Origin of the sequence: [Empedobacter] haloabium (assembly GCA_008011715.2) — a bacterium.
Classification (GTDB): domain Bacteria; phylum Pseudomonadota; class Gammaproteobacteria; order Burkholderiales; family Burkholderiaceae_D; genus Rugamonas; species Rugamonas haloabia.
On record CP136508.1, the window covers coordinates 1,651,496 to 1,675,284 of the forward strand.

A 23,789-nucleotide genomic window follows, 5' to 3' on the forward strand; every position below is an offset into this window, starting at 1 on the left:
GCCTGCTGCGCCCCCTGTGCAAGGGCAGACCGCACAGCTTCAGATATCCTGGCTGCGCCGTATCCAGAACGGCAGCAACCACCACGCCAGCACGACGATTGTCCCCATCGTACCCGCCGCGACCAGGCCGACGCGGTGGCCGAACACTTCCGAGATCACCAGGTTCGTCCCCAGCACCAGCGCGATGCCGAGGGCAAAGGCGCCCGCGACGATCTGGCGCGTGGCGAAACACTTGAAGCGCTCGCGGTCCTTCAGCGGCCGCATGATGCGGTGCTGCACGGCCGGAGCGCTCAACAGGATCAGGCTCGACAGCGCAAAGAAGAACGTGGCCAGGAACACGTATTTCTCCGACTGTACGATCTGGCGAAAGCCACCATTGAACGGCAGCACGATCAGGAAGGCCGACAGCATCTGCGCCCCAGGCAGCAGGATGCGCATCTCGCTGAGCATATCGGAAAAGTCGCCGTCTTCCGGCATGTCGGGACGGTCCTCGACCTCCCGCTGGGATTGGGGATCGGCGTGCATGGCGCTCTTTCGTATCTCGGCACGGACTTTGCCGTGCCTTGTCATTGTGTTGTCACATTATACGAACGAACGCTGCTGTGCAGCGCAGCCGTGGCATGCGAGGCTCGGCATGCGCGCGTTACAGATGCTTTTTCACCCGAAAGCAAGCGCCGGGGTCAGACGGGGACGCCGAGTCCCGTCGGGTCCGACCCCGGTTTTCGGTTCAAAGTGGCTGATTGGGGCGCGCGGCCATCGCTTCGCCCAGCATCACCAGCACCGGACCCTTGCGCACGTCCAGGCCGTGGGCGAGGGTGGCCAGCGTGATGCGGCTGATGTGCTGGTCGGGGCGGCTGACGTTGTCGATGACGACAACCGGCGTCTCGGGCCGGCGGCCCTGGTCCAGCAGGCGCTGCGCGGTGGCGATGGCTTCGCGTCCGCCCATGTACTGCACCAGCGTGTCGGTGGAAGGGATGGCCGGTTCGTCCGGATGGCCGGGCGCCGTGCTGGAGGTGAAGAAGGCGACGCTGCGCGCGACGCCGCGCTTGGTCAGCGGTTGCTTGGTCGCTGCCGCCGCCGCGACGGCGGTGGTGATGCCGGGGACGACCTCGACCTCGATGCCCAGTTCCTCCAGCGCCGTCAGCTCCTCGTCGGCGCGGCCGAACAGCATCGGGTCGCCGCCCTTGAGCCGCACCACGCGGCCGTACTGGCTGGCGCAGGCAACCAGCTGGGCGTTGATGGCGCTCTGGTCGGCCGAGCGCTGGCCGGCCCGCTTGCCGACGGAGATCAGCACGGCCTGGCGGCACAGGTCCAGCATCTCGTCCGTCACCAGCGCGTCGTAGAGCACCACGTCGGCCTCGCCCAGGATGCGGGCGCCGCGCAGGGTGATCAGGTCCTGGGCGCCGGGACCGGCGCCCACCAGATAGACTTTTCCGACTGCAGCCATCGACTCTTTCGTGCTTGCGCGCCTGGGCAGGCGCGCCTGGGTTATGCGTCGGCCAGGCGGATCATCCCCGCGGCCACCGTCTGGTGCGTCACTTCATCGATCAGGATGAAGGCGCCCGTCGCGCGGATGTCGGCATAGGCATCGGCCGCCAGCGGCTGCTGGACGGTCAGCGCGATGCGCGCCACATCGTTCAACTTCAGCGCATCCGCATCGTGCCGCTGCTGGGTGTTGATGTCAAGGATCGAGTCGATCCGGTTGATTTTCGCCGCCGTCTGCTTGGTGCCGTGCTTGATCCAGTATTTGCGGCGCAGGTCCAGCGGCTCCTCGGACAACCAGCACACGTCCGCATTGACCTGTTTCAGCAGGGTGGCCGGCTGCGCGCTGGAGGACAGCACGTCGCCGCGCGACACGTCCACGTATTCGTTCAGCACGATCGTGACGGACTGACCGGCGCTGGCCGTCTGCAGGGAACCGTCGAAGGTGACGATGTCCTTGACCGTGGCGGCGTGGCCGGACGGCTGTACCACCAGCTGGTCGCCGACGGACACGCGGCCCGATTCGATGCGGCCCATGTAGCCGCGGAAGTCGTTGGCCTCATGGCCGTTGTGGCGTGCCACCAGCTGCACCGGGAAGCGCAGCGGCGCGGCGTGCGCCTCGTCGTACACGGACAGCGATTCGAGCAGCTCGATCAGGGTCGGCCCTTTGTACCAGTCCATCCTGGCGCTGGGTTCGACCACGTTGTCGCCGGCCAGCGCGGACAGCGGAATGGCCGTGATGTCCTTCAGGCCCAGGGTCCGGGCGAATTCCGTGTAGGCGGCGACGATGCGCTCGTACACCTGCTGGTCGTAGTTCACCAGGTCCATCTTGTTGACGGCGACGACCACGTGCTCGATCTGCAGCAGGTGGGCGATGGTCGAGTGGCGCTTGGTCTGGATCAGCAAATCGACGCCGCCATCCTCATGCAGCTTCACCTTCGACACGTCGATCAGGATGATGACGGCGTCCGCCGTCGAGGCGCCCGTGACCATGTTGCGGGTGTACTGCTCGTGGCCCGGCGTGTCGGCGATGATGAACTTGCGCTTGGGCGTGGCGAAGTAGCGGTAGGCCACGTCGATCGTGATGCCCTGTTCGCGTTCCGCTTCCAGGCCGTCCGTCAGCAGCGACAGGTCGATCGTGTCGCCCACCGTGCGCTTGTGCTTGGCGCGCGAGACGGCGGCCAGCTGGTCGGCGAAGATGCCCTTGCTGTCGAACAGCAGGCGGCCGATCAGGGTGCTCTTGCCGTCGTCCACGGAGCCGGCGGTAATGAAGCGCAACAATCCGCGCTGCGACAGGTTTTCGTTCATGGCGTTCATTAGAAGTATCCCGCTTTCTTGCGTTTTTCCATCGAGGCTTCGGAGGTCTGGTCGTCCATCCGCGTGGCGCCCCGCTCCGTGATCTGCGTAACGGCCGTCTCGGCGATGATGGCCGCGACGTCGGCCGCGTCGGACGACACGGGGCAGGTGCACGAGATGTCGCCGACGGTGCGGAAGCGCACCACCTGCTTTTCCACCGTCTCGCCTTCGCGCGGCGGCGTCAGGTCGGTCAATGGCACCAACAGGCCATTGCGCGGGATGACTTCGCGCTCGTGGGCGAAGTAGATCGACGGCAGCGCCAGGTTCTCGCGGGCGATGTACTGCCACACGTCCAGCTCCGTCCAGTTCGAGATCGGGAACACGCGCATGTTCTCGCCCGGGTGCACGCGGGTGTTATACAGGTCCCACAGTTCCGGGCGTTGCGCCTTCGGGTCCCACTGGCCGAATTCGTCGCGGAAGGAGAAGATCCGCTCTTTCGCACGCGCCTTTTCCTCGTCGCGGCGGGCGCCGCCGATGCAGGCGTCGAAGCCGTGTTCGGCGATCGTCTCCAGCAGGGTCACGGCTTGCGCGGCGTTGCGCGAGTCGGTTTGCGGATTGCGCAGGCGCACGGTGCCCTTCTTGATGGAGTCCTCGACGGAGCCGACGATCAGGCGTTCGCCCAATTCGGCCACGCGGCGGTCGCGGAACTCGATGACTTCGGCGAAGTTGTGGCCCGTGTCGATGTGCACCAGCGGGAACGGGAATTTGCCGGGGCGGAAAGCCTTCTCGGCCAGGCGCAGCAGGACGACGGAGTCCTTCCCGCCCGAGAACAGCAGGGCAGGGTTGCTGCACTCGGCCGCGACTTCGCGCAGGATGTGGATGGCTTCCGATTCCAGCGCGTCCAGGTGGCGCGCATTCAGGTCGCCGAGGATGCCGTCGGCGGCGGTGTCTGCTAGTGCGTTCATGTTCTCTTTCTGCGGAGTAGGGCTCATGTGGGGCTTACGCCGCCACGGATTTGATGCGTATCAGTTTGCCGTCCACGACGTGCAGGCCGCATTCCTTCGATTCCGGGTTCTCCCACCACCAGCGGCCGGCGCGCACGTCTTCGCCCGGCTCGATGGCGCGGGTGCACGGCTCGCAGCCGATCGACGGGTAGCCTTGCGCATGCAGCGCGTTGACCGGCACATCGTTGGCGCGCAGGTAGTCCCACACGTCTTCCTCGCTCCAGTCGGCCAGCGGATTGAACTTGTCCATCAGGTGGGCCGGGTCGTCCTCGTGCACGGCCAGGCTGGAACGGGTCGCCGCCTGGGCGCGGCGCTGGCCCGTGATCCAGGCCTTGTTGCCGGCCAGCGCGCGGCCCAGCGGCTCGACCTTGCGGATGCGGCAGCATTCGCGCCGCATCTCGACGCTGTCGTAGAACGCGTTCAGGCCGTTCTGCGTGACGTACTGGTCGACCGCGTCCTGCTGCGGCTTGTACAGGGCGATGTCATAGCCGTAGCGTTCCTTCACCTTGTCCAGCATCGCCAGGGTCTCCTTGTGCAGCCGGCCCGTCTCCAGCGAGAAGATGCCGATGGGGAGGCCGTGCCGCAGGATCAGGTCCGTCAGCACCATGTCTTCCGCGGCCAGGCTGGAGGCGAACACCGCCGGCGAGTACTCGGCGGCGATGTGGCGCAGCGTTTGCAGCGTGTCGGCGACCAGCGTGTCAAGCTTGCTCATGACCGCTCCTCAGATGCCCGCGCCGACGTCTTTGTGCTCGGCGGCCGTGGCCACGCGGGCATGGCGGCGGAACAGCGGGCGCTGGTCGTCCACGGATGCCTGGTAGGTTTCCGAGAACACCGTCAGGCCCTTCAGCGCGTCCTCGATGCTGCGGTCCGGCCGCGTGGCGTAGGCGTCGAAGCCGCAGCGCTTCATCTGGAACAGCTGGTCGCGCAGCACGTCGCCGATCGCGCGCAGCTCGCCGGTGTAGGCGAGGCGCATGCGCAGGTTGTAGGCGATCGAGTAGCCGCGGCCATCGGTGAATTTCGGGAAGTCGACAGCGACGACGGCGAATTTGTCCAGCTCCCCCTTCAGTTCCTCGGGACGCTCGCTGGAAGCCAGCCAGACGCCGATGGCCGGGCGCGTGGACAGGGTGTCCTTCTGCGCCTGCCAGGTCGCCAGCGGCACGATCACCTTGCCGTCCGGGACGGCGATGGTGGCGGCATCCTCGCCCTCGGCGGGGCGCAGCACGGTCCAGTCGTCGGCGACGATCTCGCGGCCTTTGATGATGCGATTGGTTTGATCAGGCATATTCGTCCTCTCCCACGAGCCGGCCCGCCGTTTCGATCGGGGTGGCGTATACAAATTCCTTGAATGGCGCGATGCCGAGGCGCTGCGCCGTGTCGACGAAGCGTTCTTCCGGCGTGCGCTCGCGCAGGTAGACCTGCAGCAGGCGGTCGATCACTTCCGGCATCTGCTGCGCCGAGAACGACGGGCCGATGATCTTGCCGATGGCGGACTGGTTGCCCTGCGCCCCGCCGATCGACACCTGGTACCATTCGCTGCCGTCCTTGTCGACACCCAGGATGCCGATGTGGCCGACGTGGTGGTGGCCGCAGGCGTTGATGCAGCCGCTCATGTTCAGTTCCAGGTCGCCGATATCGTGCAGGAAGTCGATATGGTCGAAGCGCTCCGCGATGGCGGCGGCGATCGGGATCGATTTCGCGTTGGCCAGCGAGCAGAAGTCGCCGCCGGGGCAGCAGATCATGTCGGTCAGCAGGCCGATGTTCGGCGTGGCCAGGCCATGCGCCTTCGCTTCCTGCCACAACTGGAACAGCTGGCGCTGTTCGACGTCGGCCAGCACGATGTTCTGCTCGTGCGTCACGCGCAGTTCTCCGAAGCTGTAGCGGTCGGCCAGGTCGGCCATGAAGTCCATCTGTTCGGCAGTGGCGTCGCCCGGCGGCACGCCGGTTTTCTTGAGCGACAGCACCACGGCGGCGTAGCCCGGCACCTTGTGCGGCTTGACGTTGCGCTTCAACCAGTTGGCGAAGGCCTTGTTGTCCGCATGGTCGGCCAGCGGGTCGATGGCCGGCAGCGTGGCGTAGGCGTGCGGCTGGAAGTAGGCGATGATGCGCTCCATCTCTTCCAGCGTCAGCGTCTCGGCGTTGCCTTTCAGGTCGGCCCACTCCTCTTCTACCTGGCGCGCGAATTCCTCCACGCCGATGGCTTTCAGCAGGATCTTGATGCGGGCCTTGTACTTGTTGTCGCGGCGGCCGTACTGGTTATACACGCGCATGATCGCTTCCGTGTACGTCAGCAGGTGCTCGCGCGGCAGGAACTCGCGGATCACGCTGCCCAGGATCGGGGTGCGGCCCATGCCACCACCCACCATGACCTTGAAGCCGATTTCCCCGGCCTCGTTCTTCACGGCGGTCAGGCCGATGTCGTGCACGGCGATGGCGGCGCGGTCTTCCAGCGCGCCATTGATCGCCACCTTGAACTTGCGCGGCAGGGCGATGAACTCGGGGTGGAAGGTGGACCACTGGCGCAGCACTTCGGCGTACGGGCGCGGATCGACGATCTCGTCGGCCGCGACGCCGGCGAATTCGTCGGCCGTCACGTTGCGGATGCAGTTGCCCGAGGTCTGGATCGCGTGCATCTCGACCGAGGCCAGGTCGGCCAGGATATCCGGCGTCTGTTCCAGCTCGACCCAGTTGAACTGGATGTTCTGGCGCGTCGTGAAGTGCCCGTAGCCGCGGTCGTACTTGCGGGCGATGTGGGCGAACATGCGCATCTGCTTCGACGCCAGCAGGCCGTACGGCACCGCGATGCGCAGCATGTACGCATGGCGCTGCATGTACAGGCCGTTCTGCAGGCGCAGCGGCAGGAATTCCTCTTCCGTCAGCTCGCCCGCGATGCGCCGCTGCACCTGGTCACGGTACTGGGCGATGCGTTCGCGCACGATGAGATGGTCATATTGGTCGTATTGGTACATGTCGATCCTGTAGTTGGCTCGCTGGGTCCGGCCATGAAAGCTTCCCCAAAGTAGGCGTATGGTAATAAACTCACGCTTTATTCCAAACGACTTAGTCTTTATTTGCTTATATGCGTAAGGGGCATAAGCTTGCGCGTAAAATAACGACATCACAGTCGAGAACCCAATGAACCTCCACCAACTCCGCTTCGTACGCGAAGCCGTACGCCAGAACTACAACCTGACCGATGCCGCCAAGGCGCTGTTTACGTCGCAGCCGGGGGTATCGAAGGCCATCATCGAGCTGGAGGAAGAGCTGGGCGTGGACATCTTCACGCGCCACGGCAAGCGCATCCGCGGCCTGACGGAGCCGGGCCGGCTGGTGCTGGAGTCCGTCGAGCTGATCATGCAGGAGATCGACAGCCTGAAGCGGATCGGCAAGGAATACGCGGCGCAGGACAGCGGCAGCTTCACGATCGCCACCACCCACACGCAGGCCCGCTATACGCTGCCCAAGGTGGTGCAGGCCTTCATGCAGAAATTCCCCAAGGTGCGCTTGTCTTTGTTGCAAGGTAATCCGCGCCAGATCGCCGAGATGGTGCAACGCGACCAGGCCGACCTGGCGATCGCCACCGAATCGATCGCCGGCGTGGACGGCCTGGTCACCTTGCCGTGCTACCAGTGGGAACACGTGGTCGTGGTGCCGCCCGAGCATCCGTTGCTGAAGAACAAGTCGGTGACGCTCGAGGAGATCGCCGCCTATCCGGTCATCACCTACGACGGCGCGTTTGCCGGCCGCAGCAAGATCGACCATGCGTTCTCGCTGCGCGGCCTGAAGCCGGACGTGCTGCTGGAAGCGATCGACGCGGACGTCATCAAGACCTATGTCGAGCTGGGCATGGGCATCGGCATCATCGCCGGCATGGCGTTCGATGCCGAACGGGACCGCAACCTGCGGGCGATCTCGGTAGGACACCTGTTCGGCATGAACGTCTCGCGCGTGGCCGTCAAGCAGGGCGCCTACCTGCGCTCCTATATATATACCTTTATCGAATTACTGGCCCCCACGCTGAACCGCAAGCTGATCGAGCAGGCGATGCGGGGCGAACATGAGAACTACGAGCTGTAAGATATGAATCAAGAGTTAGCAAATTATTACGCCGCCAACGCGGCCGAGCTGGAAGCCCCTTATGAGATGCCGGAGCGCCAGGCCGACCTGGCCGCGGTCAAGGACCGCGTCGCCGAATTGCTGCGTGGCCACAAGGTGCTGGAACTGGCCTGCGGCAAGGGTTACTGGACAAAGGTGATCGCCGCGACGGCCGCCTCCGTTCACGCCATCGACATCAACGAGGACCTGCTGGCCGAGGCCCGGCGCGACGCGCCCGACAACGTCATCTACGCCCAGGCGGACGCCTTCGAGCTGCCGGCCTCCGTCGGCCGCTACACCGCCGTATTTGCCGGCTCCTGGTGGTCGCACGTGCGGCGCGAGAACCAGGACCGTTACCTGGCGCACCTGCGCGCCCAACTGGGCAAGGATGTGCTGCTGGTGCTGCTGGACGAGTGCTACGTCGACGGCACCAGTACCGTGATCGCGCGCACGGACGTGGAAGGCAACACGTTCCAGTTGCGCATGGCGGGCGGCGAGCGCGTCGAGGTGCTGAAGAATTTCCCGACCGACAGCTACCTGCGCAAGAAGCTGGCCAACGCCGTGCGCGAGATCCGCATCGAGCGGCTGACGCATTACTGGCTGCTGACGGCCCGGCTGAAATGACTACACCGTTCGTTGTATAGCAGCAACAAGTTGCAGATGTCATATTGTTGAAGTATTTGGAAGGCAAGATACGCCGCGGTAGATCCACGGCGCCCGGAACGCGGTAGTACGTGGTTCCTGAGCCTCAACCTGAAACTTCAATAAGAGAACATCAAGTGAAAAAACTTACTCTCGCCGCCATTTTCGCCGGCAGCTTCGCAGCGCTTACCGCCCATGCTCAATCGAACGTCACGATCTACGGCATCGTCGATGCCGGCATCGTCCGCGAGACGGGCGGTGCCGCGGGCGACGTGACGAAGGTAACGAGCGGCATCGGCAGCCAGTCGCGCATCGGCTTCCGTGGTGTCGAGGAACTGGGCGGCGACCTGTCCGCCATCTTCACCCTGGAATCGGGCTACAAGATCGACGACGGCTCCCTGGACAGCAGCAACACCCTGTTCAACCGCCAGGCCTTCGTCGGCCTGAAGAGCAAGACGATGGGTACGTTGACCATTGGCCGCCAGTACAACCCGCTGTACAACGCCATGAGCCAGGTGGCCGACCCGTTCGGCGCCGGCTACGCGGGCAATATCAAGAACCTGTTCCCGGCCGGCGGCGTCAACACCCGCGTCAGCAATGCGCTGGTGTACTCGACGCCGAACTGGTCCGGTTTCTCGGTGGACGGCCTGTACGCGCTGGGCGAGCAGCCGGGTGACAACACCGCCGGCCGCCAGTTCGCGATCGGCCTGAACTACTCGGGCAATGGCCTGAACGTGCGCCTGGTGCACAACAACCGCAACAACGACTCGGCGCCAACGAGCACCGCGGTAGGTGTGGACCGTGAAGACGGCAAGAACACGCTGCTGGCCGCCAACTACGACTTCAAGGTCGTCAAGCTGTTTGCCGCCTATGAATGGGACAAGGGCCTGAACAGCTCGCCGATCCCGGTCGCCAACGCCTACGGCCTGAAAACGGCGCCGAAACCATCGACGGACGCCAACGACGCGCTGATCGGCATCACCGCGCCATTGGGCAATGGCACGCTGATGGCATCGTGGATGAACAAGAACGACAAGACGGTCAACAACCAGGACGCGCACCAGTGGGCGATCGGCTACTCGTACGCGCTGTCGAAGCGCACCAGCGCCTACACGGCCTATGCGAAGATCAAGAACAAGAACGGTGCCGGCTACACGGTGGGTAACAACAACGAGGCGGGCAGCGGCGACGCGGCCTTCAACCTGGGCGTGCGTCACACCTTCTGATCGAGCTTGACGGGATCCGAGAGCCGCCGGTGCAAGCCGGCGGCTTTTTTTGTCAGTGGGGCAGGTAGATTTTCAGGACTGCAGGCAGCAGCTGCGCCACGAACACGGCGGTCACGACCCACATGATGATCGAGGCTTTCGCGTCGGCGATGTCCGCCTTGGTGGCGTAGGTCGCCTTGATCACGGCCAGATCGGCCTTGATCGTCGCGACATCCTCTTCAAGTTTTTCCACTCGTCTGATCATTGTTTCATCATAGGGCGGCCCGCCACCGCTTACAAGCCTTCTTTGCTTGCGCTCACTGGGCCCGGGTAACTGGTCGACGCTCATGGCTTACTCCGGCAATGGCAGATGGATGGCGATGCGGGTGCCGCGCGGGCTGCCCGTGATCGCAATATCACCGCGGATGGCCCAGACCCGCTCGCGCATGCCGAGCAGCCCGAACGAGGCGGGCTTTTCCATGTCGGACTGGGCGATGCCGCGACCATCGTCGTCGATCGTCACGTGCAGCATGCCGTGGGCTCGCCGCAGGACGATACGGACGTGGCTGGCGTTGGCATGACGGGCGATGTTCGTCAGCGATTCCTGCACGATGCGGTAGATGGCGGTACTGGTGCGGTCGTTCAGCACCAGTTCGCTTTCGCGGGCCTCGAGCTTGCATGCGACGCCGTGGCGCTGCTCGAAATCGTGCCGCAGCGACTGCAGCGCGAAGTACAGGCCGCCTTCGTCCAGCGCGCGCGGGCGCAGGTTGCTGGCGATGCGCCGCAGCGACGTGATGGCGGACAGCAGCCGCTCGTCCATGCCGGTCATCAGCTCGCGTATCGCCGGATTGGGGGCGGGTTGCTGCAACAGCAGGCTCATGTCCACGCGCAAGGTGGCCAGCAACTGGCCCAGGTCGTCATGCAGCTCGCGTGCGATATAGGCGCGCTCTTCCTCGCGGATGTTCTCCAGTGCGTAGTCGGTGGCGCGGCGGCCGGCCAGGCGCGCGCGCGCGTCGGCCTCGCGCTGTTCCGCCGGGGTCGCCTCGCACGCACTCATGCGCAGGGTCAGGCGGACTACCAGCAGCAAGGTCGCTGCCAGCAGCAGGGATGTGGGTCGCATGCGGTCTCCTCCGGCCGCCGCAGGGCGGCCTTACGCAAACGACCCTAATACGGGAGCGGGGCAGGGCGGTTGATCTGGCTCAGCAGTTACATCTGCTTGAACAGGTGCAGGAAGCTGCGGCTGACCTCAAGCTTGTCCGGGCGGCCCTTGATCATGACCAGGTGGCGGCCGCGGATGTCGCGCGTGACGCCTTCGATCGCATTCACGTTGACGAGCGTGGCACGGTGGATCTGCCAGAACAGCGACGGGTCCAGCTCCTCGGCCAGGTCGCGCACGGGCTTGCGGATCAGCGCTTCGAATTTCTCGGTCTGCACGCAGGTGTATTTCTCGTCCGAGCGGAAGAACAGGATCTCTTCGACGGGGATCATGCGCAGGTCCTGGCCGATGCTGGCCTGGATCCACTGCAGGTACTTCGGTTTCGGGGTGGCGATCTTTTCGGCCAGTTGCGACAGCATGGCGGTGACGCTGGCGTTGACGTCGCCGGCCGGCCTGGCCAGGCGGTCCTTCAGGCGCTCGGCCGTGATCTTCAGGCGTTCCTGCTCAGGCGGCTTCAGCACGTAGTCCACCGCGCCGCGCTCGAAAGCTTCGACGGCATAGGCGTCGTACGCCGTGACGAACACGACGTGACTCTTGTTGCCGATGGCGGCAGCCGCTTCCATGCCGGTCTTGCCAGGCATGCGGATATCGAGGAAGGTGAAGTCCGGCTTCAGTTCGTCGACCAGGCTGATGGCTTCGTCGCCATTCTTCGCCTCGCCCACGATGTCCAGGTCGGGCCACACCTGGCCCAGGCGCATGCGCAGCTGGTCGCGCATCAAACGTTCATCGTCGGCTAAGATCGCAGTAGGCATGTTCGGCTTAAGAAGAAGGCAACAGGCGTCAATTATTCAAGAATTTAGCGCCGGGTGCAATCATTTCGGGGCTTGTTGCGACAGCTGGTACGGCACCTCGATGGTGGCGATGACGCCGCTCGGGCTGTTCGGCTCGATGTGCAGCTGACCCTGGTCGCCGTGCAGCAGTTTCAGGCGTTCGCGGATCGTCATCAGGCCCAGGCCGGTGCCGTCGCTGGGCTTGGCGCCGAAGCCCAGGCCGTCGTCCGCCACGATGACGCGCAGCTTGCTGTGCGCCACCTCGGCACGTACCTTCAGCGTGCCGCCCTCCGGCTTGGCTTCCAGGCCATGCTTGATGGCGTTTTCCACCATCGACTGCAGCATCATCGGCGGGAAGGCCGCGCTGCGCAGGCCGTCGGGTATATTGAAGTCGATCGTCAGCCGTTCTTCCATGCGCATCTTCAGCAGAGCCAGGTAGGCGACCACCATATCGGCTTCCCGGCCCAGGTTGGTGATCAAGGTGTTGTCGCGCATCTGCGGCAACACGGCGCGCAGGTACTTGATCAGGCTGCGCTGCATCGCCGAGGCGCGTGGCGGGTCCGTCTCGATCAGATGCTCGACGGAGGCCAGCGTGTTGAACAGGAAGTGCGGCTCGACCTGCGCCTGCATCATCTGCATCTTCGCTTCCGACAGCTGGCGCTGCATGGATTCGCGCTCGGCGGCAGCGTTGGCATACTGTGTCTGGGCCTCGGCCTTCTTTTTGCCGCCCATCAGGGCCTTCATGCCGAACAGCGTCAGGACCAGCAGCGACACGAAGCTCTTGAACCACGTCGAGGCCTGCTCGTGGTAGCGCGAAACCTTCTCCTCGGCGGCGTTGTCGACGGCCTTTTCCAGGGCGTTCGACAATTCCTCGCCGATCTGCGGCGGTAACTCGATATGGACCTCTTCGCCAGGCAGGGCCGTGACAGCCGGCGCCGACTTGGCCGGCCTGGCGGGAGCCGCCGGTGCGGCAGGCGCGGCCGGTGCCGCGGGAGCGGCTGGTGCCACCTCCGGCGCGGGCGGTGCTTCCGGCGCATCGGGGACCTCGCCCGGTTCGGTCGCGTCGGGCGTTTCCGCTGTCTGCGGCGTGTCGATGTCCGGGCTCTTGCGCAATTTGCCGCCGCGCGGGTTGAAGCGGATGCCACTGTCGTCGATGACGATATTCGGTGCGTCGGCATCCGCCTTGGCACGCTTGTGGGAGTACATCTCCAGGTCCTCGTCCATATTTGGCGAGAACAGTTCCTCCTGGAGGATGGAGGCCGCGATCAGGGCCAGCGCGGCGAACAGGAAGAATTTCCACCAGGAGAGTTGCGTGACCCAGGTCGCCGTGCGGTCGAACGCCTTGTGCAGCCAGGCCAGTGCGGTTTTGAACGTCTCTTGTGCTTTGGGCGTGGGGAACATCTGCGGCTTTCGGTCTTAGGTGGTCAGCAAGTGTAGATAACCTTGCGCAAAACTGTCCACCGCAGCCAGGGCCATGCGACAGGTTGCACAAAGCCGGGAGTGGAAGGTCGATCGGCCCGACGGCCAGTTGCGCGAAATAGTGCTTGCGCAGGGCAAGTATCGTTTGCTATAGTTCTGTCCCTGCCGCAGCGTAGTAGTGAAAACGAAACGATGCGACAGAAACCGAGGGGTTGACGAGCTGCACGAAACACCGCATAATCTCATCTCTCTGCTGCTGACAAACACAACGATTTGTCGCCGGGTTTGACCGGATCGCAGCATGCCTTCAAAGGCAGAATTCTTTAACAATCAACAGTCGATAAGTGTGGGCGTTTGATGTGAGTGTGCCCGGGATTTCGGTCCCGATACTCAAAATATATAGCATCAAACGCTCGCAAGAAATTAAACGTGACCTCGCAAGAGGAACGTCAGTATCTTGAGAGTGACCATGTCAGCAATGACATAAAACAGAGATTGAACTGAAGAGTTTGATCCTGGCTCAGATTGAACGCTGGCGGCATGCTTTACACATGCAAGTCGAACGGTAACAGGGAGCTTGCTCCGCTGACGAGTGGCGAACGGGTGAGTAATATATCGGAACGTGCCCAAGAGTGGGGGATAACGTAGCGAAAGTTACGCTAATACCGCATACGATCCAAGGATGAAAGCAGGGGACCGCAAGGCCTTGTGCTCCTGGAGCGGCCGATATCTGATTAGCTAGTTGGTGAGGTAAAGGCTCACCAAGGCGACGATCAGTAGCTGGTCTGAGAGGACGACCAGCCACACTGGGACTGAGACACGGCCCAGACTCCTACGGGAGGCAGCAGTGGGGAATTTTGGACAATGGGCGCAAGCCTGATCCAGCAATGCCGCGTGAGTGAAGAAGGCCTTCGGGTTGTAAAGCTCTTTTGTCAGGGAAGAAACGGTCGTGGCTAATATCCACGGCTAATGACGGTACCTGAAGAATAAGCACCGGCTAACTACGTGCCAGCAGCCGCGGTAATACGTAGGGTGCAAGCGTTAATCGGAATTACTGGGCGTAAAGCGTGCGCAGGCGGTTTTGTAAGTCTGTCGTGAAATCCCCGGGCTTAACCTGGGAATGGCGATGGAGACTGCAAGGCTGGAATCTGGCAGAGGGGGGTAGAATTCCACGTGTAGCAGTGAAATGCGTAGAGATGTGGAGGAACACCGATGGCGAAGGCAGCCCCCTGGGCTAAGATTGACGCTCATGCACGAAAGCGTGGGGAGCAAACAGGATTAGATACCCTGGTAGTCCACGCCCTAAACGATGTCTACTAGTTGTCGGGTCTTAATTGACTTGGTAACGCAGCTAACGCGTGAAGTAGACCGCCTGGGGAGTACGGTCGCAAGATTAAAACTCAAAGGAATTGACGGGGACCCGCACAAGCGGTGGATGATGTGGATTAATTCGATGCAACGCGAAAAACCTTACCTACCCTTGACATGGCAGGAATCCCTGAGAGATCGGGGAGTGCTCGAAAGAGAACCTGCACACAGGTGCTGCATGGCTGTCGTCAGCTCGTGTCGTGAGATGTTGGGTTAAGTCCCGCAACGAGCGCAACCCTTGTCATTAGTTGCTACGAAAGGGCACTCTAATGAGACTGCCGGTGACAAACCGGAGGAAGGTGGGGATGACGTCAAGTCCTCATGGCCCTTATGGGTAGGGCTTCACACGTCATACAATGGTACATACAGAGGGCCGCCAACCCGCGAGGGGGAGCTAATCCCAGAAAGTGTATCGTAGTCCGGATTGTAGTCTGCAACTCGACTGCATGAAGTTGGAATCGCTAGTAATCGCGGATCAGCATGTCGCGGTGAATACGTTCCCGGGTCTTGTACACACCGCCCGTCACACCATGGGAGCGGGTTTTACCAGAAGTAGGTAGCTTAACCGCAAGGAGGGCGCTTACCACGGTAGGATTCGTGACTGGGGTGAAGTCGTAACAAGGTAGCCGTATCGGAAGGTGCGGCTGGATCACCTCCTTTCTAGAGTGGCACGGATCAGAAATGATCGTGCATCAAACGCTCACACTTATCGACTGTTGTTAGGGAAACAGCAATAAACAGAAGAAAGTCGCGGGTCTGTAGCTCAGCTGGTTAGAGCACCGTGTTGATAACGCGGGGGTCGTTGGTTCGAGCCCAACCAGACCCACCACAAACATGGGGGATTAGCTCAGCTGGGAGAGCACCTGCTTTGCAAGCAGGGGGTCGTCGGTTCGATCCCGTCATCCTCCACCATCGCTTCTGTTGAAAGTACAAACGTAAGTCTCGCACTGTCGAGGATTTAGGTTTGATCTTTTAGAGATCTAAGCTGTTTCGCTCTTTAACAATCTGGAAGAAGTAAAGTTTTATTAAGCGTGTGAGAAATCACACACTTAGGGTAGTGTTCGAAAGAACGCATACAAAAACTCATCAAACACAGTAGTAAATGCTTGAACCGATAGCCGTCAAGGTTATAGGGACAAGTGAATAAGTGCACATGGCGGATGCCTTGGCGATTACAGGCGATGAAGGACGTAGTAGTCTGCGATAAGCTACGGGGAGCTGACAAACGAGCTTTGATCCGTAGATTTCCGAATGGGGAAACCCACCCTTTTAGGGTATCACTCACTGAATACATAGGTGTGTGAGGCGAACGCGGCGAACTGAAACATCTAAGTAGCTGCAGGAAAATAAATCAACCGAGATTCCCAAAGTAGTGGCGAGCGAAATGGGAAGAGCCTGTACGTGATAGTCGGACTGATAGTGGAAGCCTCTGGAAATAGGCGCCATAGCGGGTGATAGCCCCGTACACGAAATCAGACCGGTGGTACTAAGCGTACGACAAGTAGGGCGGGACACGAGAAATCCTGTCTGAAGATGGGGGGACCATCCTCCAAGGCTAAATACTCGTAATCGACCGATAGTGAACCAGTACCGTGAGGGAAAGGCGAAAAGAACCCCGGGAGGGGAGTGAAATAGATCCTGAAACCGTGTGCATACAAACAGTCGGAGCGGACTTGTTCCGTGACGGCGTACCTTTTGTATAATGGGTCAGCGACTTACATTCAGTAGCGAGGTTAACCATATAGGGGAGCCGTAGAGAAATCGAGTCCGAACAGGGCGCTAGTTGCTGGGTGTAGACCCGAAACCAAGTGATCTACCCATGGCCAGGTTGAAGGTGCGGTAACACGCACTGGAGGACCGAACCCACTAATGTTGAAAAATTAGGGGATGAGCTGTGGGTAGGGGTGAAAGGCTAAACAAACTTGGAAATAGCTGGTTCTCTCCGAAAACTATTTAGGTAGTGCCTCAAGTATCACCATCGGGGGTAGAGCACTGTTATGGCTAGGGGGTCATCGCGACTTACCAAACCATTGCAAACTCCGAATACCGATGAGTGCGAGCTTGGGAGACAGACGTCGGGTGCTAACGTCCGGCGTCAAGAGGGAAACAACCCAGACCGCCAGCTAAGGTCCCAAAGATTGGCTAAGTGGAAAACGAAGTGGGAAGGCTAAAACAGTCAGGATGTTGGCTTAGAAGCAGCCATCATTTAAAGAAAGCGTAATAGCTCACTGATCGAGTCGTCCTGCGCGGAAGATGTAACGGGGCTAAGCCAGTCACCGAAGCTGCGGATATCCGCAAGGATATGGTAGGAGAGCGTTCTGTAAGCCTGCGAAGGTGTCTTGTAAAGGATGCTGGAGGTATCAGAAGTGCGAATGCTGACATGAGTAGCGATAATGCGGGTGAAAAGCCCGCACGCCGTAAGCCCAAGGTTTCCTGTTCAACGTTCATCGGAGCAGGGTGAGTCGGCCCCTAAGGCGAGGCAGAGATGCGTAGCTGATGGGAAGCAGGTTAATATTCCTGCACCGTCGTATGATGCGATGGGGGGACGGATCGCGGAAGGTTGTCTGACTGTTGGAATAGTCAGTTTCTGGTTCATAGGAGGTACTTAGGCAAATCCGGGTACGTAATCCAAGGGATCGGGACGAGCGCTCTTGTAGCGCGAAGCAATCGGAAGTGGTTCCAAGAAAAGCCTCTAAGCTTCAGTCATACGAGACCGTACCGCAAACCGACACAGGTGGGCGAGATGAGTATTCTAAGGCGCTTGAGAGAACTCGGGAGAAGGAACTCGGCAAATTGGTACCGTAACTTCGGGAAAAGGTACGCCCCGGTAGCTTGACCACTTTACTGTGGAAGGGTGAAAGGGTTGCAATAAACTGGTGGCTGCGACTGTTTAATAAAAACACAGCACTCTGCAAACACGAAAGTGGACGTATAGGGTGTGACGCCTGCCCGGTGCTGGAAGATTAAATGATGGGGTGCAAGCTCTTGATTGAAGTCCCAGTAAACGGCGGCCGTAACTATAACGGTCCTAAGGTAGCGAAATTCCTTGTCGGGTAAGTTCCGACCTGCACGAATGGCGTAACGATGGCCACACTGTCTCCTCCCGAGACTCAGCGAAGTTGAAGTGTTTGTGATGATGCAATCTACCCGCGGCTAGACGGAAAGACCCCATGAACCTTTACTGTAGCTTTGCATTGGACTTTGAACCAATCTGTGTAGGATAGGTGGGAGGCTTTGAAGCGGGGACGCCAGTTCTCGTGGAGCCAACCTTGAAATACCACCCTGGTTTGTTTGAGGTTCTAACCTTGGCCCGTGATCCGGGTCGGGGACAGTGCATGGTAGGCAGTTTGACTGGGGCGGTCTCCTCCTAAAGTGTAACGGAGGAGTTCGAAGGTACGCTAGGTACGGTCGGACATCGTGCTAATAGTGCAATGGCATAAGCGTGCTTAACTGCGAGACCGACAAGTCGAGCAGGTACGAAAGTAGGACATAGTGATCCGGTGGTTCTGTATGGAAGGGCCATCGCTCAACGGATAAAAGGTACTCTGGGGATAACAGGCTGATTCCTCCCAAGAGTTCATATCGACGGGGGAGTTTGGCACCTCGATGTCGGCTCATCACATCCTGGGGCTGTAGCCGGTCCCAAGGGTATGGCTGTTCGCCATTTAAAGTGGTACGTGAGCTGGGTTTAAAACGTCGTGAGACAGTTTGGTCCCTATCTGCCGTGGGCGTTGGAAATTTGAAGGGGGCTGCTCCTAGTACGAGAGGACCGGAGTGGACGAACCTCTGGTGTACCGGTTGTCACGCCAGTGGCATTGCCGGGTAGCTAAGTTCGGAAGAGATAACCGCTGAAAGCATCTAAGCGGGAAACTTGCCTTAAGATGAGATTTCCCGGAGCCTTGAGCTCCTTGAAGGGTCGTTCGAGACCAGGACGTTGATAGGTCAGGTGTGGAAGTGCAGTAATGCATTAAGCTAACTGATACTAATTGCCCGTACGGCTTGTCTCTATAACCTTGACGGTTACAGAGCATTTGCCTGTGTTTGAGTTTTACCAGTAACACCCAACTTACTTCTTCCAGATTAGTAGCCGCGTTGCCCAACAGGGAACGAGGCTACGTACAAGTCATGCCTGATGACCATAGCAAGTCGGTCCCACCCCTTCCCATCCCGAACAGGACCGTGAAACGACTTTGCGCCGATGATAGTGCTGCAACCAGTGTGAAAGTAGGTTATCGTCAGGCTGTTATATAGAAAAACCCCCGTCCAGTGATCTGGCGGGGGTTTTTTCATTTCTGCCCGCACATGACTGCACGCCGGCTCGGCGTAAGACGGACCAACGCCGTGCCGGCTCTTCGGCAAATCCCGATTTTTTCCAGATTTACCCTGCCTGGGTTTGCTGGCTATCCCGATGAAAGCTGCTATCGTGAAGAAGTAGGTTCTTGCGCCATCCAGTATCGACAGCTGAAAGGAGCGGGGTCCCATGCTGCAGTACTTCTCTTCGTTGATGCTCGAGATGTATGAGACGGCCGAGCAGGTTGCCTGCAGCGACTTTTCCGCCCGGGTTGCCGATCTGCTTGCAAGGGTACTGTCGTTCGATGTCGCTGAGTTGGGCTGTGGCGTCGTGCGCGAACGTCGGCAGAGCCTGCGGCAGGTGGTCGAAGGCGATTCCGTCGTGCTGTCGTCCAGCTTCCACCTCGATTTGCCGCCTCCTGCGCTCTGCAGCAGCGCGCAGCTGCGTCAGCTGTTCGATCCCGGCCGGCTGCTTGGCCATGCGCAACGACAGGGGCTGCGCCAGCTGCTGCTGATCGGTTCTGTCGAAACGCCGCTGCGTCCGCCCGATTGGCTGTTGCTGGGGCGCCGTGGGCGCCGGCCGTTCACGGCCGGCGCTGCCTTGTACGCCACGGCGCTGTGGCCGCATCTGTTGCGCTGCAAGCAGCTGTGCCAGCGGCGCTATCTTGCCGAGCAGGCCAGCGTCACCACCATGGGAGGATTCGCCCTCGTCAGCGCGTATGACGCAGTGGACGTCTGCGATGACGCGTTCAACGGCCTGGCCCGCCTTGAATGGCCGCACTGCCTGGCAGGGCAATTGCCAGGGGGAGTGCTGGTCACATTGCGCAGCCAGGGCCGTTACGACGGTCGCCTGACCCGGTGGTCGCTCGAACCGGGCCCCGGCGGCGCCTTCCTGTGCAAGGTCACCCAACGGCAGCCTTTCGACCTGCTGACGCCGGCGGAAGCAGTAACGGCCCGGCACTACGCGCAGGGCCGGACCCACGGCGAGATCGCCGCCCTGCTAGGTGTCAGCAGTAACACGGTGCGCACCCATCTCGCCCACGTGTTCTCCAAGCTGGACATCCACCGCAAATCGGAACTGCCGGCGCGCCTGCGCTAGCAGTTCCGCTCCACTCTGTCAGCCCAGCGGGACCGGCGTGATGTTCACGCCGATCAGCTCGACAGGGCCGAAGTCACCGTCGAAGTCGGTGACCTGGATCGGCAGGTTGAACGAGAACGGCTTGCCGGCCACCGCCTGGTCGACGCCGGCCGGCGCAATGTCGAAGCTGGTGCCGCCCAGCACTTGACCGCCCACCGTCTGGCCCGCGAAGTTCGACACCTCGACGCGGTTGAAGCCGGTCGCCGTGCTGACCTTGATGAGGGGATCGTCGCCGCCCGTGCCATCGCCGGTGGTGCCTTCGGACAGGCCCGTCAGCACGATGCCGCCGTTGTACAGCATGCCGGACACCACGCTGCCATTGATCGTCGCGCTGTGGAAGGTGCCGTCATAGATCGTCACGCCGTCGACCGTGACCTTCGTGATCGTATCGAGCACGTCGCCCGGGTCGTTGACCAGCACCTTGTCGTTGTCGGCATCGAACACCTGGATGTAGGCGGTGGCGGTGGTTCCGCTGGGCGTGTTCTGCGTCAGCAGGAAGGAGTAGCCGTTGACGGTCTGGTGCGTCCCGGCGACGAAGTCGCTGCCCAACGGCGAGCCGGCCAGCGCGGCGCCGGTGGCGAAGTCGATGCGCAGCGTTTCACCCAGCGTACCGCTGGCGTTCATGCTCTGGTTGTCCACCCCGGCGCCGTTGGTGCTGACGTTGACGGAATGCGCCGTCGGTACGCCGTGTCCCGTGTCGCCGCCCGAGAACAGCAGGTCGAGCGTCGTGCCGCCCACGTTGTCGATCAGGTTGTAGGTTGGATTGCCCGAGCGGATGGGTGCGGCACCCAGGAAGCTGACGCCGCTGCCGTCGTCGATGGCGCGGTCGAAGTCGATCGTGTACTGGTCGGTGGCGCTATTGAGTGTCGCGGTAAACACCGTCGCGCCGGAGACGGTCTTGGCCGTCAGCACATGGGTGCCAAAGCCGGACAGCACGATAGTTTCGCCGCCCGATTTCAGCAAGGTCGTGCCGTCGCTGGCATACAGGAAGTCATCGGCGGCGACCACGTCCACGAAGCGGGCGGTGCCGGGGATATCGGCGCCCACGCTGGCGGCCGCATGCATGGCCGCCGTACCCGTCGCGGTGCCGTTGTTGATCAGTGTGATCGACGCGGGGTTGAACGGACCGGGACCGTCATCGTCGAAGCGTACGTTGCCGCCCAGGTCCAGCTTCGCGGTGGACGTGGCGAAGTCGCCGTCGCCATCCGTGATGCGGACGGTGCCGTTCAAGGTGACCAGCCCGTTGGCCAGGATCGCTTCCTGGTCGGCGAAGTTCGAGCCGACGCCAGGCAGAGCATGGTCGATGCGGCTGTATTGTTGCAGCGTGACGTTGCCGTCGGCGCTCGCGCTCAGGTCGAACACGGTATTGCCGGCTGTAACGCCCGCAGCGGTCGCGGCCGTCGAACCGACGACCTTGCCGGCCACCGTGTACAGGAAGATCGTGGCGCCGCCGCTTTTCAGCCCGGAATTCTCGCCTTCGGCCGTCAGTCCCAGCGCATAGCTCCACGTGATCGTGCCAGGGCCATCGGTGTCATAGCTGCTCGAGCCGATCGCGAAGGCGGCGGCGAACGACTGGGTGGCGCTGTCCGTGGCGGGGCCGATCGTCTGTGCGTCTTGCGTGTTCAGGATCGTCGTGTCGAGCGCGACCGCTGCGCTGATGCGCGGGCCGGCGTCCTCGAAGTTCATGCGCGAGCCAATCTCGGCGGTATCGCTGGCGACCTGCAGCAGCGTGAAGCCGCCGATGTCGAAGCTGGCGCCATTGGCGCCCGTGCCGGTATTGTTGACCTGCAGGCGATTATGGTCGGTCACCGTGTGGTAATCGATCGTATAGCCTGCCTGGACTCCCGTGACGGTCGCGGTGCCGCTGCTGAAGGTAATCGTCAGCCCGGCCGTATTGACGCTGCCGTCCGAGTTTTCAATGATCGTGCCAGCGGCGTTGCGCACGATCACGTTATCGATCGCCACCGCCGTATTGTTGTTCAGGTTGTCGACATAATCGACGCCGCTGTGCACGGTCGTGCTGTAGGCGACCAGTTGGACCGTTGCGAGTTTGCCCTGTTGCATCTGGACGATGTCCAACGATGCCGCGCGGGCGTCCAGCATGCCGGTGAATTGGATATTACTTTCCAGTACCGCCTCGCCATGCGACAGGTTGGGGATCGTCAGCGCCGGGTTGGCCCCGGTCACGAACGAGAAGATCATGCCTTCACCCGCATCGACCATCTGGTTGTTGGCACCGATGGTCGTGGAACCGCCGCCTTGACTGGTGTTGACCGTGTCGCCGGTATTGATGCTGGCACCGGTGGACTGGTTGGCCGGCTTGGCACCTGTCACCACGATGGCGGCGGTCGCGTCGCCCATTGTCAGGAACAGGTTCTGGCCGGAAGGCGCATTGGCCAGTGAAAATTCCACTTCCTTGTCGACCGTCACGAATACCTTGTTCAGCAGGTTCAGCGACTCGTCGGGATTGGTGGTCGGGTCCTTGATGGCGGCGTATTGCACCATCCAGATTTTCGCCCCCGACAACGGCGTACCGGTTTCCTCCAGGTAGGCGGCAAACACCGTCGTGCCGTTGGCCTTGCCGTAGACGATATTGTTATTGACCGGATCGGTCCACAACGTGATCGGGATATTGCCGACGGTCGTGAACAGGCCGCTGGCGTCGCCATCGAGGGCGTTGCCGGCGCTGTCCGTGAAGCCGATGCCGACGGCCTTGGGAATGCTGAAGCTGAGGGCGTTGGCGCCCGTGTTGCTGCCGTTGTAGCCGCTGAGGGCGGCATTGATCGGCGTGGCCACGACGCCAGTCGCGCTCAGCCGGCTGGTGAAGGGTTGTGGCAGCGAGCTCGCCAGGATGTCGTTGTCATCGGCATCGCCGGGAACGGAGGGTGTGGCGAGCAGGTTCTGCAGACCAATGGACTCGTCGAGTGTGACCTCGGCGCCGTAAGTTACATTCAATATAGCCATGACGAACTCCTATCGTTATCGGAATCAAAGTTCTTGCCTGGCGCGCGCGCCGCGCGGCACCACCCACACCATAGGCGGGCGGACGCTCCCGCGAATCACGCAATTGCATGATCCGGTCCCAGCCGCAGGTCAGTCCGCTCCTACGCTACCGCGGCGCACGCTCCTATACAGCGCCCCAGCTGCCGCGCGCATGATCGATCTGTTCTCGCAATCAGCGACACCTTTCCAAGGAGGAGCAAGATGAGTTCGAAACAGCAGAAGCCGCCTGTCACCCGCCGCTCCGGCGATACCACCGAACCCACTGTGTCGCAGGACAGCATGCAGTCCAAGCCTCCTGGCGTGGTGGACCGCGGCGGTGGCAATGTCCAGTCGGCCTCCATCGAGGAGGGCGGCGCTTCGGTGCGTGACCGTGGTGCGATGCAGGGGGCGCGGCAGGACGACGTGGGCAGCGAGCGCGGTGGCGCCGGTGCCCAGCAGGCCGGCTGGAGCGCCCGGCAGCAGGCCCAGCAATCGGAGGCACGTGCCGAGGAAGACCGGCAGGGCTTGCCGCAGCAATCCGGCCACGGCGGGCTGGAACAGAAGCAGCGCGCCGGCTCGCAGGAGTCGCCGGTGGGGCCGCCGGGCTCGCGCCAGTCCGGTTCGCCCAGCAATGCCCAGCGGCAGGACAGTCCGGCACAATCCCGGACCGACTCGGGCAGCAGGACGGCCCGCTACGACGACAGCGGCGAAGGCGGCGGGACCCGCTACGATTCCGGCTCCAAGCGAGGCAAATGAGCCAGCACGGCCGGGCGGTGGCGGTGCGGGACGCCGCCCGGAACCGATGACATTCCCCTTGCCCGGCTGGTGCCGGCCAGGGACGGCATCGTTGCGGCCCGCGCGCAGCGATCGATAGCACGGCTGTAC

General features: G+C 61.8%; 17 protein-coding genes, 2 tRNA genes and 3 rRNA genes. 10 read left to right on the forward strand and 12 right to left on the reverse strand.

All coding sequences use genetic code 11. The annotated features are described in order from the left end of the window. Nucleotides 1-39 precede the first annotated feature (39 nt). The 7 genes from E7V67_007190 to E7V67_007220 all read right to left on the reverse strand — a co-directional run bounded on the left by E7V67_007190 (nt 40) and on the right by E7V67_007220 (nt 6,748). Nucleotides 40-525, reverse strand: coding sequence for a DUF6328 family protein (locus tag E7V67_007190; protein WUR14889.1), 486 nt, complete (start codon nt 523-525; stop codon nt 40-42). A 202-nt stretch (nt 526-727) separates the two neighbouring features. After that, nucleotides 728-1,447: a uroporphyrinogen-III C-methyltransferase gene (cobA, locus tag E7V67_007195; GenBank protein ID WUR14890.1), complete on the reverse strand. Its 720-nt coding sequence runs from the start codon at nt 1,445-1,447 to the stop codon at nt 728-730. A 41-nt stretch (nt 1,448-1,488) separates the two neighbouring features. Beyond that, a complete protein-coding gene (locus E7V67_007200; protein WUR14891.1) occupies nt 1,489-2,799 on the reverse strand; it encodes a GTP-binding protein in 1,311 nt (436 codons plus the stop codon). Then, nucleotides 2,799-3,743 carry a sulfate adenylyltransferase subunit CysD gene (cysD, locus tag E7V67_007205; protein WUR14892.1) on the reverse strand — a complete coding sequence of 315 codons (945 nt, stop codon included), beginning with the start codon at nt 3,741-3,743 and terminating at the stop codon, nt 2,799-2,801. The genes E7V67_007200 and cysD overlap by 1 nt, the downstream gene beginning before the upstream one ends. A 34-nt stretch (nt 3,744-3,777) precedes the next feature. Further along, nucleotides 3,778-4,494 carry a phosphoadenylyl-sulfate reductase gene (locus tag E7V67_007210; GenBank protein ID WUR14893.1) on the reverse strand — a complete coding sequence of 239 codons (717 nt, stop codon included), beginning with the start codon at nt 4,492-4,494 and terminating at the stop codon, nt 3,778-3,780. Between the two features lie 9 nt (nt 4,495-4,503). After that, complete coding sequence (locus tag E7V67_007215) at nt 4,504-5,064, reverse strand: DUF934 domain-containing protein (protein ID WUR14894.1); 561 nt, start codon at nt 5,062-5,064, stop codon at nt 4,504-4,506. Continuing rightward, nucleotides 5,057-6,748 carry a nitrite/sulfite reductase gene (locus E7V67_007220; GenBank protein WUR14895.1) on the reverse strand — a complete coding sequence of 564 codons (1,692 nt, stop codon included), beginning with the start codon at nt 6,746-6,748 and terminating at the stop codon, nt 5,057-5,059. Before E7V67_007220 ends, E7V67_007215 begins: the two co-directional genes overlap by 8 nt. Nucleotides 6,749-6,914: 166 nt before the next feature. On the opposite strand from E7V67_007220, the gene E7V67_007225 reads away from it, so the two are divergent. The 3 genes from E7V67_007225 (at nt 6,915) to E7V67_007235 (ending at nt 9,742) form a co-directional block, all read left to right on the forward strand. Beyond that, a complete protein-coding gene (locus E7V67_007225) occupies nt 6,915-7,856 on the forward strand; it encodes a CysB family HTH-type transcriptional regulator (protein WUR14896.1) in 942 nt (313 codons plus the stop codon). Nucleotides 7,857-7,859: 3 nt separating this feature from the next. Next, nucleotides 7,860-8,498, forward strand: a complete 639-nt coding sequence (locus E7V67_007230; protein WUR14897.1) for a class I SAM-dependent methyltransferase — start codon at nt 7,860-7,862, stop codon at nt 8,496-8,498. A gap of 155 nt (nt 8,499-8,653) precedes the next feature. Then, complete coding sequence (locus tag E7V67_007235; GenBank protein ID WUR14898.1) at nt 8,654-9,742, forward strand: porin; 1,089 nt, start codon at nt 8,654-8,656, stop codon at nt 9,740-9,742. Nucleotides 9,743-9,794: 52 nt separating this feature from the next. Here the strand turns inward: E7V67_007235 and E7V67_007240 are convergent, their stop codons facing one another. The 4 genes from E7V67_007240 to E7V67_007255 form a co-directional block, all read right to left on the reverse strand. Continuing rightward, nucleotides 9,795-10,070 (reverse strand): hypothetical protein, encoded by a 276-nt coding sequence (locus tag E7V67_007240; GenBank protein ID WUR14899.1) that lies wholly within the window; start codon nt 10,068-10,070, stop codon nt 9,795-9,797. Nucleotides 10,071-10,073: 3 nt separating this feature from the next. Further along, nucleotides 10,074-10,841 (reverse strand): sensor histidine kinase, encoded by a 768-nt coding sequence (locus E7V67_007245; GenBank protein ID WUR14900.1) that lies wholly within the window; start codon nt 10,839-10,841, stop codon nt 10,074-10,076. 86 nt (nt 10,842-10,927) lie between these two features. Further along, complete coding sequence (locus tag E7V67_007250; GenBank protein ID WUR14901.1) at nt 10,928-11,689, reverse strand: LytTR family DNA-binding domain-containing protein; 762 nt, start codon at nt 11,687-11,689, stop codon at nt 10,928-10,930. 60 nt (nt 11,690-11,749) lie between these two features. Continuing rightward, nucleotides 11,750-13,108: a histidine kinase gene (locus E7V67_007255; protein ID WUR14902.1), complete on the reverse strand. Its 1,359-nt coding sequence runs from the start codon at nt 13,106-13,108 to the stop codon at nt 11,750-11,752. Nucleotides 13,109-13,623: 515 nt separating this feature from the next. On the opposite strand from E7V67_007255, the gene E7V67_007260 reads away from it, so the two are divergent. From E7V67_007260 to E7V67_007285, 6 genes are all read left to right on the forward strand, one after another. Next, nucleotides 13,624-15,154: ribosomal RNA gene (locus E7V67_007260) — 16S ribosomal RNA — on the forward strand. Nucleotides 15,155-15,246: 92 nt separating this feature from the next. Then, nucleotides 15,247-15,323 (forward strand) — tRNA-Ile (locus E7V67_007265). Nucleotides 15,324-15,330: 7 nt separating this feature from the next. Further along, nucleotides 15,331-15,406, forward strand: a tRNA-Ala gene (locus E7V67_007270). Between the two features lie 221 nt (nt 15,407-15,627). Continuing rightward, nucleotides 15,628-18,501: ribosomal RNA gene (locus E7V67_007275) — 23S ribosomal RNA — on the forward strand. A 121-nt stretch (nt 18,502-18,622) separates the two neighbouring features. Beyond that, a 5S ribosomal RNA gene (rrf, locus tag E7V67_007280) occupies nt 18,623-18,735 on the forward strand. Together the 16S, 23S and 5S rRNA genes with 2 tRNA genes alongside form the textbook arrangement of a ribosomal RNA operon. 239 nt (nt 18,736-18,974) lie before the next feature. Continuing rightward, nucleotides 18,975-19,883 carry a helix-turn-helix transcriptional regulator gene (locus E7V67_007285; protein WUR14903.1) on the forward strand — a complete coding sequence of 303 codons (909 nt, stop codon included), beginning with the start codon at nt 18,975-18,977 and terminating at the stop codon, nt 19,881-19,883. 18 nt (nt 19,884-19,901) lie between these two features. Here E7V67_007285 and E7V67_007290 read toward each other — a convergent pair whose 3' ends face one another. Further along, a complete protein-coding gene (locus tag E7V67_007290; GenBank protein ID WUR14904.1) occupies nt 19,902-22,886 on the reverse strand; it encodes a DUF5801 repeats-in-toxin domain-containing protein in 2,985 nt (994 codons plus the stop codon). A 240-nt stretch (nt 22,887-23,126) separates the two neighbouring features. Here E7V67_007290 and E7V67_007295 point away from each other — a divergent pair, with 240 nt between their 5' ends. After that, complete coding sequence (locus E7V67_007295; GenBank protein WUR14905.1) at nt 23,127-23,660, forward strand: hypothetical protein; 534 nt, start codon at nt 23,127-23,129, stop codon at nt 23,658-23,660. Nucleotides 23,661-23,789 lie beyond the last annotated feature (129 nt).

Excerpts from the sequence above, each read along its gene's own strand:
- E7V67_007190 (WUR14889.1), bottom strand. The coding sequence starts at position 525 with ATGCACGCCGATCCCCAATCCCAGCGGGAGGTCGAGGACCGTCCCGAC.
- cobA (WUR14890.1), bottom strand. The coding sequence starts at position 1,447 with ATGGCTGCAGTCGGAAAAGTCTATCTGGTGGGCGCCGGTCCCGGCGCC.
- E7V67_007200 (WUR14891.1), bottom strand. The coding sequence starts at position 2,799 with ATGAACGCCATGAACGAAAACCTGTCGCAGCGCGGATTGTTGCGCTTC.
- cysD (WUR14892.1), bottom strand. The coding sequence starts at position 3,743 with ATGAACGCACTAGCAGACACCGCCGCCGACGGCATCCTCGGCGACCTG.
- E7V67_007210 (WUR14893.1), bottom strand. The coding sequence starts at position 4,494 with ATGAGCAAGCTTGACACGCTGGTCGCCGACACGCTGCAAACGCTGCGC.
- E7V67_007215 (WUR14894.1), bottom strand. The coding sequence starts at position 5,064 with ATGCCTGATCAAACCAATCGCATCATCAAAGGCCGCGAGATCGTCGCC.
- E7V67_007220 (WUR14895.1), bottom strand. The coding sequence starts at position 6,748 with ATGTACCAATACGACCAATATGACCATCTCATCGTGCGCGAACGCATC.
- E7V67_007225 (WUR14896.1), top strand. The coding sequence starts at position 6,915 with ATGAACCTCCACCAACTCCGCTTCGTACGCGAAGCCGTACGCCAGAAC.
- E7V67_007230 (WUR14897.1), top strand. The coding sequence starts at position 7,860 with ATGAATCAAGAGTTAGCAAATTATTACGCCGCCAACGCGGCCGAGCTG.
- E7V67_007240 (WUR14899.1), bottom strand. The coding sequence starts at position 10,070 with ATGAGCGTCGACCAGTTACCCGGGCCCAGTGAGCGCAAGCAAAGAAGG.
- E7V67_007245 (WUR14900.1), bottom strand. The coding sequence starts at position 10,841 with ATGCGACCCACATCCCTGCTGCTGGCAGCGACCTTGCTGCTGGTAGTC.
- E7V67_007250 (WUR14901.1), bottom strand. The coding sequence starts at position 11,689 with ATGCCTACTGCGATCTTAGCCGACGATGAACGTTTGATGCGCGACCAG.
- E7V67_007255 (WUR14902.1), bottom strand. The coding sequence starts at position 13,108 with ATGTTCCCCACGCCCAAAGCACAAGAGACGTTCAAAACCGCACTGGCC.
- E7V67_007285 (WUR14903.1), top strand. The coding sequence starts at position 18,975 with ATGCTGCAGTACTTCTCTTCGTTGATGCTCGAGATGTATGAGACGGCC.
- E7V67_007290 (WUR14904.1), bottom strand. The coding sequence starts at position 22,886 with ATGGCTATATTGAATGTAACTTACGGCGCCGAGGTCACACTCGACGAG.
- E7V67_007295 (WUR14905.1), top strand. The coding sequence starts at position 23,127 with ATGAGTTCGAAACAGCAGAAGCCGCCTGTCACCCGCCGCTCCGGCGAT.